This window comes from Hydrogenophaga sp. L76 (genome assembly GCF_057654755.1).
Genome location: NZ_CM172807.1, coordinates 2,520,410 through 2,535,457, shown reverse-complemented (window position 1 = coordinate 2,535,457; position 15,048 = coordinate 2,520,410). Strand labels below are relative to the sequence as shown.

The 15,048-nt window shown below is 65.1% G+C and carries 15 protein-coding genes and 1 pseudogene; all 16 read left to right on the top strand.

The window, feature by feature from the left end:
• Positions 1 to 5 precede the first annotated feature (5 nt).
• Positions 6 to 518, top strand: coding sequence for a DinB family protein (locus AC23D4_RS12125; RefSeq protein ID WP_472888747.1), 513 nt, complete (start codon positions 6 to 8; stop codon positions 516 to 518).
• Positions 515 to 1,300: an enoyl-CoA hydratase/isomerase family protein gene (locus AC23D4_RS12120; RefSeq protein WP_472888746.1), complete on the top strand. Its 786-nt coding sequence runs from the start codon at positions 515 to 517 to the stop codon at positions 1,298 to 1,300. The genes AC23D4_RS12125 and AC23D4_RS12120 overlap by 4 nt, the downstream gene beginning before the upstream one ends.
• 27 nt (positions 1,301 to 1,327) lie before the next feature.
• Complete coding sequence (locus AC23D4_RS12115; protein WP_472888745.1) at positions 1,328 to 2,053, top strand: DUF4126 domain-containing protein; 726 nt, start codon at positions 1,328 to 1,330, stop codon at positions 2,051 to 2,053.
• Positions 2,054 to 2,061: 8 nt separating this feature from the next.
• Positions 2,062 to 4,068, top strand: a complete 2,007-nt coding sequence (locus tag AC23D4_RS12110; protein WP_472888744.1) for an acetyl/propionyl/methylcrotonyl-CoA carboxylase subunit alpha — start codon at positions 2,062 to 2,064, stop codon at positions 4,066 to 4,068.
• A gap of 130 nt (positions 4,069 to 4,198) precedes the next feature.
• Positions 4,199 to 5,119 carry a 2-hydroxyacid dehydrogenase gene (locus AC23D4_RS12105; protein WP_472888743.1) on the top strand — a complete coding sequence of 307 codons (921 nt, stop codon included), beginning with the start codon at positions 4,199 to 4,201 and terminating at the stop codon, positions 5,117 to 5,119.
• Between the two features lie 17 nt (positions 5,120 to 5,136).
• A pseudogene (locus AC23D4_RS12100) lies at positions 5,137 to 5,439 on the top strand (hypothetical protein); the annotation flags it as partial.
• 180 nt (positions 5,440 to 5,619) lie between these two features.
• A complete protein-coding gene (locus tag AC23D4_RS12095; RefSeq protein ID WP_472888788.1) occupies positions 5,620 to 7,734 on the top strand; it encodes a DEAD/DEAH box helicase family protein in 2,115 nt (704 codons plus the stop codon).
• Positions 7,735 to 7,833: 99 nt separating this feature from the next.
• Positions 7,834 to 8,436 carry a nucleotidyltransferase domain-containing protein gene (locus AC23D4_RS12090; RefSeq protein WP_472888742.1) on the top strand — a complete coding sequence of 201 codons (603 nt, stop codon included), beginning with the start codon at positions 7,834 to 7,836 and terminating at the stop codon, positions 8,434 to 8,436.
• On the top strand, positions 8,390 to 8,833 hold the full coding sequence (locus AC23D4_RS12085) for a DNA-binding protein (protein WP_472888741.1): 444 nt from the start codon (positions 8,390 to 8,392) through the stop codon (positions 8,831 to 8,833). Before AC23D4_RS12090 ends, AC23D4_RS12085 begins: the two co-directional genes overlap by 47 nt.
• A 7-nt stretch (positions 8,834 to 8,840) precedes the next feature.
• Complete coding sequence (locus AC23D4_RS12080; RefSeq protein ID WP_472888740.1) at positions 8,841 to 11,426, top strand: N-6 DNA methylase; 2,586 nt, start codon at positions 8,841 to 8,843, stop codon at positions 11,424 to 11,426.
• Positions 11,423 to 12,343 (top strand): hydroxymethylglutaryl-CoA lyase, encoded by a 921-nt coding sequence (locus AC23D4_RS12075; protein WP_472888739.1) that lies wholly within the window; start codon positions 11,423 to 11,425, stop codon positions 12,341 to 12,343. The genes AC23D4_RS12080 and AC23D4_RS12075 overlap by 4 nt, the downstream gene beginning before the upstream one ends.
• Before the next feature lie 5 nt (positions 12,344 to 12,348).
• On the top strand, positions 12,349 to 13,002 hold the full coding sequence (locus AC23D4_RS12070; protein WP_226464871.1) for a LysE family transporter: 654 nt from the start codon (positions 12,349 to 12,351) through the stop codon (positions 13,000 to 13,002).
• Between the two features lie 24 nt (positions 13,003 to 13,026).
• Positions 13,027 to 13,554 carry a YbaK/EbsC family protein gene (locus AC23D4_RS12065; RefSeq protein ID WP_472888738.1) on the top strand — a complete coding sequence of 176 codons (528 nt, stop codon included), beginning with the start codon at positions 13,027 to 13,029 and terminating at the stop codon, positions 13,552 to 13,554.
• Positions 13,551 to 13,766, top strand: coding sequence for a DUF1289 domain-containing protein (locus AC23D4_RS12060; RefSeq protein ID WP_177132314.1), 216 nt, complete (start codon positions 13,551 to 13,553; stop codon positions 13,764 to 13,766). Before AC23D4_RS12065 ends, AC23D4_RS12060 begins: the two co-directional genes overlap by 4 nt.
• Before the next feature lie 29 nt (positions 13,767 to 13,795).
• Positions 13,796 to 14,470 (top strand): 2-hydroxychromene-2-carboxylate isomerase, encoded by a 675-nt coding sequence (locus tag AC23D4_RS12055; RefSeq protein ID WP_472888787.1) that lies wholly within the window; start codon positions 13,796 to 13,798, stop codon positions 14,468 to 14,470.
• A 135-nt stretch (positions 14,471 to 14,605) separates the two neighbouring features.
• Complete coding sequence (locus AC23D4_RS12050) at positions 14,606 to 15,043, top strand: universal stress protein (RefSeq protein WP_472888737.1); 438 nt, start codon at positions 14,606 to 14,608, stop codon at positions 15,041 to 15,043.
• The last annotated feature ends 5 nt before the right edge of the window (positions 15,044 to 15,048 follow it).

Sequence of the window (15,048 nt, the reverse complement as noted above, 5' to 3'; positions counted from 1 at the left end):
CCGGCATGGACCCGATCGCCCACTTCACCCGCCAAGCGCGTTACCACGTCTGGGCCACGCACCGCTTGCTGGACGCCGTTTCCCGTCTGAACGATGAAGAGTACCGGCGCGATGTGGGCCTGTTCTTCAAGAGCATCCACGGCACGCTCAACCACCTGCTGGTGGGCGAGCACCTGCTCTGGTACGCACGATTCTCCAAGGGCGCGTCGCCGCTGCTGGCTTTGAACGCCGAGATCGAACCCGACCGCGAACGCCTGGGTCAGGCGCTCAAAGGCGGCGCCGCCAACTGGGAGCATCTGATCGCCAGCTGGCCCGCCGAGCGCTTTGATGGCCAGCTGGACTACCGGACCATGAAGGGCGTGCCGCAGTCGCTGCCGTTTGCGGCCACGCTGGCGCACGTGTTCAACCACGCCACCCACCACCGCGGCCAGATCACCGCCGCGCTCACCGCCCTGGGTCAACCCGGTCCCGAGCTGGACTGGGTGTACCACCTGCAACTGGAAGCCCAGAAGCCATGAACAAAGCCCTGACCATTGCGGTGCAAGACCGCATCGCCCGCATCACGCTCAGCCGCCCCGAGGTGCGCAACGCCTTCAACGACGAAGTGATCCAGCAGCTCAAGACCGCGTTTGAAGCCGTGGGCACACGCGACGACGTGCGCGCCGTGGTGCTGGCCGCCGAGGGCCCGACCTTCTGCGCCGGGGCCGACCTCAACTGGATGCGCCGCATGGCCGACTACACGCGCGACGAAAACGTGGCCGATGCGGGCCAGCTCGCCGCAATGCTCCAGGCCATCTACGAATGCCCCAAGCCCACCATCGCGGCCGTGCAGGGCGACGTGTTCGCCGGCGGCATGGGTCTGGTGGCGGCCTGCGACATGGCCGTCAGTGTGGACACCGCCACCTACTGCCTGAGCGAGGTCAAGCTGGGCCTGATCCCCGCGACCATCAGTCCCTACGTGATCCGCGCCATGGGCGCGCGCGCCTCGCACCGCTACTTCCTCACGGCCGAGCGCTTCAGCGCGCAGGAGGCGCACCGCATCGGCTTCGTGCACGAGCTGGTGAGCGCCGACGCGCTGGACGCCAAGGTCAACGAACTGGCCCAGGCACTCGTGAGCGCCAGCCCGGCCGCCGTGAAAGCCTGCAAGCGGCTGGTGCAGGACGTGGCCAAGCGAGCCATTGACGACGCACTGATCGCCGCCACGGTGCAGGGCATTGCCGACATCCGCGCGAGCGAACAAGGTCGCGAAGGCGTGCAATCTTTTCTGCAGAAGCGCAAGCCCGCGTGGCTGGCGGGCTAGCCGGTTTCTTCTCTCAAGGAGAACACCATGGACGCACTCTGGACCACCCTCGTCAACTGGCTGCACGGCATCGGTCTGCACCTGGGCACCGGCGTGGTCCATGAGGTCGGTGGCCAGGTGGCCGAGGGCGTGAGTGCCGCCGCCAGCCAGCTCGACATGCCCAGCCTGCTGGCGCTGGCCGCCGCGCTCGGCTGGGTCAGCGGCTTCCGGCTGTACGCGGTGGTGTTCCTGGTCGGTGCTTCGGGCGCGCTGGGCTGGATGCCATTGCCCGAAGGTTTGCAGGTGCTGCAGCACCCCGCCATGCTCATCACCAGCGGCGCACTGCTGTTCGTGGAATTTTTCGCCGACAAGATCCCCGGCCTCGACTCGCTGTGGGACATGGTCAACAGCGTGATCCGCATCCCCGCGGGTGCCGCGCTGGCGGCGGGCGCGCTGGGTGCCGACGGCGCCACCATGGCCCTGGTGGGCGCGCTGCTCGGCGGCACGCTCGCGGCCAGCAGCCAGGCCGCCAAGACCACCACGCGCGCGGCCATCAACAGCTCGCCCGAGCCGTTCTCCAACATCGCCATGAGCCTGGTCGAAGACGGCCTGGTGGTCGGCGCGGTCTGGCTGGCCACCCACCACCCGCTGGTGTTCGGCGTGCTGCTGGTCATCACCGTGGTGCTGATGTGGATCGTCACCTGGATGCTGTTCAAGTTCCTGCGCGCGGTGTTCCGCCGGGCGCAATCCCTGTTTTCTTCTGCTACCGCTTAGGACCCCTCATGTTCAACAAGATCCTGATTGCCAACCGAGGTGAAATCGCCTGCCGAGTCGCCGCCACCGCCCGCCGCATGGGCGTGCGCACCGTGGCCGTGTACTCCGATGCCGACGCCAGCGCCAAACACGTGGCGGCCTGCGACGAGGCGGTGCACATCGGCGGCAGTGCGCCGAAAGACAGCTACCTGCAGTGGCAGCGCATCCTGGATGCGGCCAAGGCCACGGGCGCCCAGGCCATCCACCCGGGCTACGGTTTCCTGAGCGAAAACGAGGCCTTTGCCAACGCCTGCGCCGAGGCCGGTCTGGTGTTCATCGGACCGCCCGCGAGCGCCATCCAGGCCATGGGCCTGAAGGCCGAGTCCAAGCGCCTGATGGAAAGCGCCGGCGTGCCGCTGGTGCCGGGCTACCACGGCGCCGACCAGGACCCGCACATGCTGCAGCACGAGGCCGACCGCATCGGTTACCCGGTGCTGATCAAGGCCAGCGCCGGCGGCGGTGGCAAGGGCATGCGTGCGGTCGAGAAGGCCGAAGACTTTGCTGCTGCGCTCGCTTCGTGCAAACGTGAGGCCATCAACAGCTTCGGCAGCGACGCTGTGCTGGTTGAAAAATACGCGCAGCGTCCGCGCCACATCGAGATCCAGGTGTTCGGCGACACGCACGGCAACTGCGTCTACCTGTTCGAGCGCGACTGCTCGGTGCAGCGGCGTCACCAGAAAGTGCTGGAAGAGGCGCCCGCGCCCGGCATGACGCCCGAGCTGCGCCAGCAGATGGGCCTGGCCGCCGTGGCCGCGGCGCGCGCCGTGAACTATGTGGGCGCCGGCACGGTGGAGTTCATCGTCGAGCAGCCGCCCGAAGGTGGCATGCGTTTCTATTTCATGGAGATGAACACGCGCCTGCAGGTGGAACACCCGGTGACCGAAGCGATCACGGGGCTTGATCTTGTTGAATGGCAGCTGCGCGTCGCCAGCGGCGAGCCGCTGCCGCTGACGCAGGAGCAACTGCATATCGACGGCCACGCCATCGAGGCGCGCATCTGCGCCGAAACGCCCGACAACCAGTTCCTGCCCGCCACCGGCCGGCTCGACGTCTACCGCAAGCCCGCCTGCACCAGCTTCGAACGCGGCGCGGTGCGCGTGGACGACGGCGTGCGCGAGGGCGACGCGATCAGCCCGTTCTACGACTCCATGGTCGCCAAGCTGATCGTGCACGGCCGCACCCGCGCCGAGGCACTGGCCCGGCTCGACGCTGCGCTGGCTGAAACGCGCATCGTCGGCCTGTCGACCAACGTGCAGTTCCTGCGCCACGTGGTCGCCAGCCCCTCGTTTGCGCAGGCGAATCTGGACACGGCGCTGATCCCGCGCGAAGCGGGCGTGCTGTTCAACCAGGACAAGGTCGGCCTGAACCTGGCCGTTGCCGCCGCCGTGGCGCAGACCCTGCTGGCCGAGCGCGCGAGCGAAGGCAAAGACCCGTTCTCGCGCCGCGACGGCTGGCGCCCGCACGGCCTGACCGTGCGCCGCTTCGACTTCGAATACCTGGGCGAGGCCATGCAGGCCAGCCTGACCTACCTGCACGACGGCGCGTTGCAACTGGCGTTCCATGAAACCAGTGGCCTGCTTGAGTTGGATGCGCTGCCGGCGGAGAACGGCACGCTGATGGACCTGCGCTTCATGGGCCAGCGCCAGACGGTGCAGACCTGGCAGCGCGAAGAGATCGTGCACATCTTCTGTGCCCTGGGCGCCACCCAGATCACCGAGCTCGACGCACTCGCCCACGCCGGTGAAGCCGCTCACGACGTTGGCCGTCTCACCGCGCCCATGCCGGGCAAGGTGGTGTCGTTCGCCGTGAAGGCCGGCGACGCGGTGAAGAAGGGCCAGCCGCTGGCGGTGATGGAGGCCATGAAGATGGAACACACCATCGCCGCGCCGGCCGATGGCACCGTGGCCGAGCTGCTCTACGCGCCGGGTGACCAGGTGGCCGAGGGCGCGGAGCTGCTGAAGATCCAGACCGCCTGACCACAACAACGGGCCTGTGTTGCAAGGCGGTGCGGACCCGCATCCACCGTCCGACCTGAGCCTGTCGATGGGCCTTGAGCGAACGGGCCTCCCAGCCAACGGGCTATTCGTCTTGCCATAAGCTCGCCGCATGAACATCACTTTCTGCTGCACCGACACCAAGGCACAACCCTGGCTGGACGGCCTGCGCGCGGCGTTTCCCGAAGCGTCCGTCGAGGTCTGGGAACCCGGCGCGCCACAGGCCGACCACGCCGTGGTCTGGGCGCCGCCGCAACAGTTCCTGGATCAACAGCAGGCGCTCAAGGGCCTGTTCAACATCGGCGCGGGTGTGGACGCGCTGCTCAAGCTGCGCCTGCCGCCCGGCGTGAAAGTCGTGCGTCTTGACGACGCGGGCATGTCGGTGCAGATGGCCGAATACGTGTGCCACGCGGTCATCCGCCACTTCCGCGAATTCGATGGCTACGAGGCCGACGTGAAGGCCGGCAAATGGTCGTACCGCAAGCCGTGTGATCGCCAGGACTTTTCCATCGGTGTGATGGGCCTGGGCGTGCTCGGCGAGCGCGTGGCCAAAGCGCTGCGGGTGTTCGAGTTTCCGGTGCACGGCTGGAGCCGCAGCCCCAAGGCCATCGAGGGCGTGCTCACCCACAGCGGAGAGGCCGGGTTCGATACCTTCCTCTCAAACTGCCGCGTGCTGGTGAACCTGCTGCCGCTCACGCCCGACACGCGGGACATCCTCAACCGCGACACACTCGGACGCCTGAAGCCCGGCGCTTACCTCATCAACGTGGCGCGTGGCGCGCACCTGGTCGAGGCCGACCTGCTCGCCCTGCTGGAGAGCGGCCACATGGCCGGCGCCACGCTGGACGTGTTCCGCACCGAACCATTGCCCGCTGACCACCCGTTCTGGAACCACCCCAAGATCACCGTCACGCCCCACACCTCGGCGCGCACGCTGCGCGACGAAAGCATCGCCCAGATCGCGGGCAAGATCCGCGCGCTGGAGCGTGGGGAGCCGGTGGCGGGTGTGGTCGATCCGGTCAGGGGCTACTGACCCGGCACAATCACCAGATGTCCGCAAAAGAAGCACAGGCGAGGATCAAGATCAACAAGCTGCTCGAAGCAGCAGGCTGGCGCTTTTTTGATGACCCCAAGGGTCGGGCCAACGTGGTGTTGGAACCCAACGTCCAGCTCACCCAGGCGCAGGTCGATGCCATGGGCAACGACTTCGAAACCAGCAGCAAGGGCTTCATCGACTTCCTGTTGCTCGACGAACAAGGCTTTCCCCTCGTGGTGCTCGAAGCCAAGGCCGAGAGCAAGAACCCGCTCATCGGCAAAGAGCAGGCCCGCAAATACGCGAAGTCGCAAAACTGCCGCTTCGTCATCTTGAGCAACGGCAACCTGCACTACCTGTGGGACCTGCGCCAGGGCAATCCGCAGCTCATCACCGCCTTCCCCGCGCCCGATGCCATCAAGGGCTACACCCGCTTCCAGCCCGAGCCCGCGCGCCTGATCGCGGAGGACGTGGCGGCCGACTACATTGCCCGCACGCAAATGCCCGCGTACGACGCCGAGGCCGGCTGGAAAGACGAAGCCCAGCGTCCCGACTTCGTGCAAAAGCAGCGCCTGCGCTTCATGCGCGCCTACCAGCAGCGTGCGGCCCAGGCCATCCAGCTCGCGGTGAAAGGCGGCGCTTCGCGCTTCCTGTTTGAAATGGCCACCGGCACCGGCAAGACGCTCACTGCCGCCGCCGTCATCAAGCTCTTCTTGCGCACCGGCAACGCCCGCCGCGTGCTCTTTCTGGTGGACCGGCTGGAGCTGGAAGACCAGGCCAACAAGGCCTTCGTCTTCCTGCTCAAGAACGACTACAAGTCCACCATCTACAAGGAAAACCGCGACGACTGGCGCAAGGCCGAAATCGTCGTCACCACCGTACAGAGCTTGCTCTACGGCAACAAGTACAAGCAGTTCGCCCCCACCGACTTCGACCTCGTCATCTCCGACGAAGCGCACCGCTCCATCGGTGGCAACGCACGCGCCGTGTTCGAGTATTTCGTGGGCTACAAGCTTGGCCTCACCGCCACGCCCAAGGACTACATCAAGCAGTTCAACCTCGCCAAGCCCACAAGCAAAGACCCGCGCGAGGCAGAGCGCCGCCTGCTGCTCGACACCTACCGCACCTTCGGCTGCGAATCCGGCGAACCCACCTTCCGCTACTCCCTGCTCGATGGCGTTCGGGAAGGCTTCCTCATCAACCCGCTGGTGGTCGATGCGCGCACCGAAGTCACGACCCAGTTGCTGTCTGACGAGGGCTACGCCGCCGTCGTGGTGAGCGACACCGAGCAGGGCGAACAAACGTCCGAACAGCGTTTCAAGCAAAAGAGTTTCGAGAAGAAGTTCTTTTCAAAACCCACCAACGAGCTGTTCTGCAAGACCCTGCTGCAGCACGGCCTGCGCGACCCCATCAGCGCCGAGTTCGGCAAGACCATCGTCTTCGCCGTCAGCCAGGCCCACGCCGCCAAGCTCACGCAAATCCTCAACGAGCAGGCCGACGCGATGTTCCCGGGGCGCTACCAGTCCGACTTCGCCGTCCAGGTCACGTCCAGCATCCCGGACGCGCAGCAGTTCACCATCAACTTCACCAACAACAACCTGCTCGGTTCCGCCAACGGCTTGCCCACTTACAAGACCAGCAAGGCTCGCGTGTGTGTGACTGTGGGCATGATGACCACCGGCTACGACTGCCCCGACCTGCTCAACCTCGCGCTCATGCGCCCGGTGTTTTCGCCGTCCGAGTTCGTGCAGATCAAAGGACGCGGCACACGCAAGCACGACTTCCGCGAGCAACTGCAAGACGAAGCGCTCAAAAACCAGGTCAGCGCGCCGCACAAGGCCGCCTACAAGCTGTTCGATTTCTTCGCCACCTGCGAATACTTCGAAGAGACGTTCAACTACGACGAGGTGCTCAAGCTGCCGCGCGTCACAGCCGGCAAGCCTGACACAGGCGGTGGTACGGGAACGGGTGGTGAAGGAGGCGATACGGGAGGGGGCGGTGACACCGGCGACGGCCACTACCACCACACCGGCGCCGACGCCATCACTGCGCAGGAAGAAACCCAGATCGGCTTCCAGGGCATGAGGGTGGACCGCATGTTCTTCGAGAAATTCGAAGACACCGTCAAGGCCGACCCCGTGGTGGCGAAGCAGGTGAGCGATGGGCAATGGGATCAGGCCATCGACTACATCTCGACCGAGCTGTTCGACAAACCAAACGAGTACTTCAACCTCGACAAACTCCGCCGCGCTGCCGGGGTGGACCGCCGCCTCGGCCTGCGCGAGATCCTGGAAAAAGCCTTTGGCTTCATCACCGGCTTCAAGAGCAAAGACGAACTGCTCGAAGAAGAGTTCGAGAAATTCCTGCTCGACCAGCAAAACGCCACCGGTTTTCACGCCGATTCCACCGCCAGCGCCGTGCAGGCCATGAAGTACTACTTCAAGGCTTACGCCACGGATCACAACCTGCGGCAAATCATCGAGACCAAGACGCTGACCTCACTCAACGTCTATCCGTCGTTCGGCATGAGCGACTTCAAAGCCGTTCCGCCCGCCTGGCGCACCCGCATACCCGAGTACGTCAAAGACTACGTGCCGCTCAATCAGTTCATGTAGGCCGGTCCGTCCCGCCTGAAACACAAAACGCATCCAAGGCGGCTTCAATCGTAGCCAATATGGATACAATCGAAGCCTGAACAGCTACACCCTCCCGCCATGTTGACCGACCTGCTCCTGGGCGATTACCGCAAAAAGCTGCTGAGCCAGCTGCTGCTGCACCCCGATGCGGATTACCACGTGCGCGAACTCGCCCGCCTCACCGGCACCTCCCCCGGCAGCCTGCACAAAGAGCTGGCCCGCTTGGCCGCTGCCGGGTTGTTGCTGCGCAAAGAGCAGGGCAACCAGGTGCGTTACCAGGCCAACCGCCAATGCCCCGTGTTCCCCGAGCTGGCCAGCCTGCTGCGCAAGACCACCGGCGCGGCCGAGCTGCTGGCCCAGGCGCTGGCGCCGCTGCAGCCCGCGCTGGCCCTCATCTTCGGCTCGGTCGCCCGCGGCACCGAAACTGCCGCCAGCGATGTGGACCTGCTCGTGGTCACCGAGCGCGGTTTCGGCGAGGTGGTGCGCGCGCTGCATGGCGCGCAAACCACGCTGGGCCGCGAGATCAACCCCGTCGTCTACACCCCGGCCGAGCTGCAAGGCCACGTGGCCGAGCAAGACCCGTTTGTCATGAACCTGCTCGCCGGCCCCCACATTTTTCTGAACGGAACCCCCGATGACATTAGCCAACTTATTGGCCATCCAGCGCCTGCAAGCGTTTAACGCTTCGCCGCAGGGTGTGCAGCGCCTGCTGGCCGCCGCCGCCCGCAACCTGTCCGACGCGCAGCTGCAAGCCCTGAGCGCTGAAAACCGTTTCGATGCCGCCTACAAGTGCATCCTGCAATGCGCCATGCTCGGCCTATGGGCGCAGGGCTACCGCACCCCCACCAGCCAGCCCGGCCACCACCAGACCACGCTGCAGTGCCTGCCGCTCACCATGGGCCTGCCTAACGACGTGATCATCGTGCTCGACGCCCTGCGCAAGCAGCGCAACCAGAACGACTACGAAGGTGACCCGGTGAGCGCCGCCGTGGTCACCGAATGCATCACCCAGGCCACCGGCCTGCTGGCCCACACCCGCCAGTTCCTGCAAACCCAGTTCCCAGCCTTGCTGAAGTAAAGCGCCCATGCTCGACGCCACCACCAAGAAGCGCATTGACGACTGCCGCGACATCCTCGTCGGCAAAGTGCCCGACCCGAAATCCCAGGTCGAGCAGATCACCATCGCGCTCATCTACAAGTTCATGGACGACATGGACGCCGAGGCCGAAGAGCTGGGCGGCCAGCGCAGCTTCTTCACCGGCGAATACGCACGCTTCGGCTGGGCCCAGCTCATGGCGCCGGGCATGGGCGGCTTTGAGGTGCTGGCGCTCTACAGCGCCGCCGTCCAGAGCATGCGGCTAAACCCCGGCGTGCCCGAGCTGTTTCGCGACATCTTCAAAAACGCCTACCTGCCCTACCGCGACCCCGAAACGCTCAAGAGCTTTCTGAAGGAAATCAACGGCTTCAGCTACGACCACTCTGAGCGCCTGGGCGATGCCTTCGAGTATTTGCTGAGCGTCCTGGGCAGCCAGGGCGACGCGGGCCAGTTCCGCACGCCGCGCCACATCATCGACTTCATGGTCGCCGTGCTCGACCCTCAGAAGAACGACACGATTCTGGACCCGGCCTGCGGCACCGCCGGCTTCCTGATCTCGGCGTGGAAACACATCCTCCAGGCCAACACCACACCCGGTGCCAAGACCCCGGGCGACCGCCTCACGCCCGACGAACGCGCCCGTCTGGCCGGCAGCATCAAGGGCTACGACATCTCGCCCGACATGGTGCGCCTGAGCCTGGTCAACCTGTATTTGCACGGCTTCGCCGACCCGCACATCGTCGAGTACGACACCCTGACGCAAGACGACAAGTGGAACGAGCTGGCCGACGTGATCCTGGCCAACCCACCGTTCATGAGCCCCAAGGGCGGCATCAAACCGCACAAGCGCTTTTCGGTGCAAGCCACCCGCAGCGAAGTGCTGTTTGTCGACTACATGGCCGAGCACCTCACGGCCACCGGCCGCGCCGCCATCGTGGTGCCCGAGGGCATCATCTTCCAGTGCGGCACCGCCTACAAAGCCCTGCGCAAGATGCTGGTGGAGAGCAGCCTGGTGGCCGTGGTCAGCCTGCCGGCTGGCGTGTTCAACCCCTACAGCGGCGTCAAAACCAGCATCCTCTTTCTGGACAAACGTGTTCACAAGCAGACCGACAGCGTGCTGTTTGTGAAGGTGGGCAACGATGGCTTCAACCTCGGTGCCCAGCGGCGGGCGGTGGCGAACAGCGACTTGCCGGAAGCGGCGCGCTTGCTGCGCAGCTGGATCACGGCACCTCAGGCGTTTGAGGGGGATGAGGTGATGGCGCAGGCGGTGGCGCGTTGCCGGATTGGCGAGGGTGGGGGCTTCAATTTGAGTGGCGAGCGCTACCTGACAGCGGTGAGTTTTGTGAATCACCAGTGGCCCAATATTTCCTTAGGAGAGATCGGTTACTTGCAGCGCGGATTGACCTACAGCTCGGCAGAACTGGGGAGTAAAGGAAATGGTGTTCCGTTTTACAACTTGAAATCAATCAAGAAGGCAGAATCGTCGCAAAACACCGACTTTAAATACTTCAAGGGAATAGTAAAAGAAAAGCATTTTGTGGCTTGCGAAGATATTCTTATTGCATTAACTGATTTAACCCCGACGTCCGATTTAATTGGTTCTCCAAAAATAGTTACCGATTCAATTGAGGCAGCGTACTCGGCAGACTTAGGGAAGCTGGTCTTAAAGACCGAAATAGTTGCTCCTAGGTTTTTATATCGGCTGTTGCGCTCCGACCGCTATCGAACCTACATAGTCACGTACTCGCATGGGGCCAACGTTAAACATTTGCAGTCGGACGGCTTCTATGGCTTCAAAATTCCGCTTCCTCCGATCGAAGTTCAGCAGCAAATCGTGGCCGAAATCGAGGGCTACCAAAAAGTCATCGACGGTGCTCGGCAGGTGCTTGATGAATATAAGGTTCAAATCACCATCGATCCCGACTGGAACAAGTTGCGAGTGGACGACCTGTGTGTCTTGGTCAGAGGCAGTTCGCCACGACCACAGGGCGACCCCCAATTTTTTGGCGGCCCGGTGCCTCGTTTGATGGTGGCAGACATCACACGCGACGGCATGCGCGTAACGCCAGCCATTGACACACTGACAGAAGAAGGTGCCAAAAAGAGCCGCCCCATGCTGGCGGGGAGCGTGGTGATGGCGGTGAGTGGCAACCCGGGGCTCCCGGCCATCCTGCAGGTTGACGCATGCATTCATGACGGATTCGTGGGCTTCCGTGATCTGGACAGTCAGCAGCTGCTGCCCGAGTATTTCTATTACGTCTTGCTGGCGAACAAGGAAACCAACAAGTCGCAGTCGGTGGGCGCAGTGTTCATGAACCTGACCACCGATCAGATTCGTGAATTCCTGATTCCCGTGCCCGACCTCGCCACCCAGCGCGCCATCGTTGCCGAGATCGAAGCCGAGCAGGCTCTGGTCAACGCCAACCGCGAACTCATCCGCCGCATGGAAGCCAAGATCAAAGCCGCCATCGACCGCGTGTGGGGGAGCGAAGCCCCGAGCGCCGTAGCAGATCCCGCGCCCACTGCCGCCGACACCGAAACCCCCGAATCACAAACCGCCGAGGTGATGCCATGAGCGCCCTGAACAACTTGCCTTCCCGTGTCCGCCTCATCGACGTCGGCCCGCGCGACGGCCTGCAGAACGAAAAGCAGCCGGTGCCCGCCACCGTGAAGATCGAGCTGGTGCACCGCCTGCAGGCCGCCGGCCTGAAAGAGATCGAGGTCACCAGCTACGTGAGCCCCAAGTGGGTGCCGCAGATGGCCGACAACCACGAGGTGATGGCGGGCATCACGCGCCAGGCCGGCGTGCGCTATTCGGTGCTCACGCCCAACCTCAAAGGTTTCGAGGCTGCGCTGGCCGACAAGCCCGACGAGATCGTGGTGTTCGGCGCCGCCAGCGAGGCCTTCAGCCAGAAGAACATCAACTGCTCCATCGCCGAAAGCATCGAACGCTTTGCGCCCGTGGTCGCCGCGGCCAAAGATGCCGGCATAGCGGTGCGCGGAGCCATGAGCTGCACGGTGGGCTGCCCCTACGAAGGCGAGATTCCGCCCGAGCGTGTGGACTATCTCGCGGGGCTGATGAAAGGCATCGGCGTCGAACGTGTGGACGTGGCCGACACCATCGGCGTGGGCACGCCGCGCAAGGTGCAGGCCGCCATCGAGGCGACCCTCAAACACTTCCACATCGATCACGTTTCCGGTCACTTCCACGACACCTACGGCCAGGCCCTGTCCAATACGCTCGCTGCGCTGGAGCTGGGCGTCTGGAACTTCCAGTCCTCCGTGGCCGGCCTCGGCGGCTGCCCCTACGCCAAGGGCGCGACCGGCAATGTGGCGACCGAAGACGTGGTCTACCTGCTGCACGGCATGGGCATTCAGACCGGCATCGACCTGGATGCGCTGGTGGATGCGGGCCAGTTCATCAGCGAACACCTGAACCGCCCGAGCGGCTCGCGCGTGGCGCGCGCGTTGCTCGCGAAACGCCAGGGCTGAACACCATGGATCTCAACATCTGGCTCGCGTTCTTCGCCGCCTCCTGGGTGATCGCGATTTCACCGGGCTCGGGCGCGGTACTGTCCATGAGCCATGGTCTGGCCTACGGCGTGCGCCACACCAGCGCCACCATCGCCGGCCTGCAGCTGGGGCTGTCGGTGATCCTGCTGATCGCCGGGGTGGGCGTGGGCGCGCTGCTGCTCGCCTCGGCCACCGCGTTCACCGTGGTCAAGGTGCTGGGCGCGGGCTACCTGATCTGGCTGGGTGTGAAGCAGTGGCGCTCGCCGGTGCATGCGGCCCATGCCCACCAGCAGGCCGCCGACGGCGTCGCTGGCCTGAAGCCCGGGCTGCCCACGGTGCGCCAGCGGGTGCTGACCGGCTTCATGACCAACGTGACCAACCCCAAGGGCATCGTGTTCATGGTGGCCGTGCTGCCGCAGTTCATCGACCCGTTGCGTCCGCTGTGGTTGCAGCTGCTGATCCTGCTGGTGACCTCGATCTCGGTCGATCTGGTGGTGATGCACGGCTACGCCTTCCTGGCCTCCCGCGCGCAGCGCTGGCTGGCCACCGCGAAGGCGCGCCGCGCGCAGAACCGCGTGTTCGGCGGCGTGCTGGTGGCCATGGGTGCGAGCCTGATGCTGGTGAAACGGGCCGCCTGATGGTGGCAGGTACCATTCCCGCCCATGACTGACGACACCCTGAATTCTGTGGAGCTGCCGCCCGGCGTGCAGCGTGTCATGGCCGCGCTGGCTGAACGCGGCCACCCGCACACGCCCGTGATGCTGAGCGATGCCGCGCGCACCGCGCAGCAGGCGGCGGACGCCCTGGGTGTGGCCCTGGGCCAGATCGCCAAGAGCATCATCTTCCGGCGCAAGAGCGATGACGTGGCGGTGCTCGTCATCACCTCGGGCGACCTGCGTGTGGACGAAAAGAAGGTGCAGGCCATCGTCTGCGCCGAGGGCGGCAAGCTCGGCCGTGCCGACGCCGATTTCGTCAAGAGCAAGACCGGCTTCTCCATCGGCGGCGTGTCGCCGCTGGCGCACGCCACGCCGCCGGTGACGCTGATCGACGATCAGCTGTTCCGTTTTGCCGAAATCTGGGCTGCGGCGGGCCACCCGCACGGCGTGTTCCGCCTCAGCCCGCATGAACTGCAAAGCCTGACCGCCGCACCCGTGCACGATGTCACCGCGCCGCTGGCGCCTCTCTCATGAATGCGCCCCTGATCAACCTGCGCGACGCGCGCGAACGCCACCCTGGCCCCGGCGTGCCCTCGCCCTGTGTGTCCATCTGCGAACTGGACGAACGCAGCAGCAGCTGCAAAGGCTGTTACCGGACCCTGCCCGAAATCGCCACCTGGAGCGCATTGGCGGATGCGGAAAAGCTGGTGATCTGGGAACGCATCGAGGCGCGCCAGAGCGCCTGACCCGAGAGGACCCCATGAGCGTTGACACCCTGCACGACATCACGTTCTGGTACGACCCGATCTCGCCCTACGCCTACCTCGCGTTCGAGCGCCTGCCCGAAGCGCTGATGGGACTGAGCGTGCGCGTGCGCTACAAGCCGGTGCTGTTCGCGGCCTTGCTCAAGGCCAATGGCCAGCTCGGGCCGGCGGAGATTCCTTCCAAGCGCGACTGGACCTACCGCCAGGTGGGCTGGCTGGCGCACCAGCACGGCGTGACGCTCGACCTGCCAGCCGCCCACCCGTTCAACCCGCTGGCGCTGCTGCGCCTGGGACTGGCCACCGCAACCGATGACCTGCCTGGCGAGACCAACCGCTATGTGACCGAGCAGCTGTTCCACCATGTCTGGCAGGGCGGGCACGACGCGGTGGCGCCGGATCGCCTGGCCGCGCTGCAGACCCTGCTGCAGGACCACATGGCCCAGCGCGAGAAGCCCTGGCACGCACCCGACAGCGAGGTGGTGAAACAGCGCCTGCGCAGCAACACCGGCGCCGCGCTGGCGCTCGGCCTGTTCGGCGTGCCGGCACTGGAGACCGCTGGCCGTGTGTTCTGGGGGCAGGATGCGCTGCCCATGCTGCGGGCCCAGCTGGAGGGTGATCCCTGGTTCGATTCCGGTGCCTGGGAGGCCGCAGCGGCGCTGCCTGTGGGCGTGCGTCGCGGGGGCTGACGCCCGGGTCGTTGACGGGCCTCAAGCCGGGGGGCGCGCGATGACGACTAAGATGGTGTGCACCCGTCGCGGCCGGGATCCTGAAACGGACCTCAGGCTGGAACTGAAACACTTTCACCCACAAGGAGATATGGCATGTTCAAAAAAATTCTGGTCCCTACCGATGGCTCGACCCTGGCGCAGAGCGCAGCCACCACCGCCGCCCAGCTCGCCAAGAGCCAGGGCGCGCAGGTCGTGGGCGTGTATGTGATCGACCCGTTTCCCTACATCGGCATCGGTGATGCGTCCGCCGTCGGTTTGCAGGCCTACATGGCCGAAGCCCGCAGCGCCGCCGGGCAAGCGCTGGAGGCGCTGGGCAAGGTCTGCAAGGAAGAAGGCGTGCCTTTCGCGGGGGACACCATCGAGCGCAACGTGGTCTACGAAGGCGTGATCGAAACCGCAAAAGCCGAAGGCTGCGACCTGATCGTCATGGCCTCACACGGCCGCCAGGGCGTCAAGGCACTGATCCTGGGCAGCGTGGCGCAGAAGGTGCTCACGCACGCCAGCATGCCGGTGCTGATCGTGAAGGGCTGAAGGAA

What these genes read in the sequence shown, in the direction of transcription:
- AC23D4_RS12120 (WP_472888746.1), top strand. Translation starts at nt 515, where the DNA reads ATGAACAAAGCCCTGACCATTGCGGTGCAAGACCGCATCGCCCGCATC.
- AC23D4_RS12110 (WP_472888744.1), top strand. Translation starts at nt 2,062, where the DNA reads ATGTTCAACAAGATCCTGATTGCCAACCGAGGTGAAATCGCCTGCCGA.
- AC23D4_RS12050 (WP_472888737.1), top strand. Translation starts at nt 14,606, where the DNA reads ATGTTCAAAAAAATTCTGGTCCCTACCGATGGCTCGACCCTGGCGCAG.
- AC23D4_RS12115 (WP_472888745.1), top strand. Translation starts at nt 1,328, where the DNA reads ATGGACGCACTCTGGACCACCCTCGTCAACTGGCTGCACGGCATCGGT.
- AC23D4_RS12085 (WP_472888741.1), top strand. Translation starts at nt 8,390, where the DNA reads ATGACATTAGCCAACTTATTGGCCATCCAGCGCCTGCAAGCGTTTAAC.
- AC23D4_RS12105 (WP_472888743.1), top strand. Translation starts at nt 4,199, where the DNA reads ATGAACATCACTTTCTGCTGCACCGACACCAAGGCACAACCCTGGCTG.
- AC23D4_RS12125 (WP_472888747.1), top strand. Translation starts at nt 6, where the DNA reads ATGGACCCGATCGCCCACTTCACCCGCCAAGCGCGTTACCACGTCTGG.
- AC23D4_RS12080 (WP_472888740.1), top strand. Translation starts at nt 8,841, where the DNA reads ATGCTCGACGCCACCACCAAGAAGCGCATTGACGACTGCCGCGACATC.
- AC23D4_RS12075 (WP_472888739.1), top strand. Translation starts at nt 11,423, where the DNA reads ATGAGCGCCCTGAACAACTTGCCTTCCCGTGTCCGCCTCATCGACGTC.
- AC23D4_RS12060 (WP_177132314.1), top strand. Translation starts at nt 13,551, where the DNA reads ATGAATGCGCCCCTGATCAACCTGCGCGACGCGCGCGAACGCCACCCT.
- AC23D4_RS12065 (WP_472888738.1), top strand. Translation starts at nt 13,027, where the DNA reads ATGACTGACGACACCCTGAATTCTGTGGAGCTGCCGCCCGGCGTGCAG.
- AC23D4_RS12070 (WP_226464871.1), top strand. Translation starts at nt 12,349, where the DNA reads ATGGATCTCAACATCTGGCTCGCGTTCTTCGCCGCCTCCTGGGTGATC.
- AC23D4_RS12095 (WP_472888788.1), top strand. Translation starts at nt 5,620, where the DNA reads ATGCCCGCGTACGACGCCGAGGCCGGCTGGAAAGACGAAGCCCAGCGT.
- AC23D4_RS12090 (WP_472888742.1), top strand. Translation starts at nt 7,834, where the DNA reads ATGTTGACCGACCTGCTCCTGGGCGATTACCGCAAAAAGCTGCTGAGC.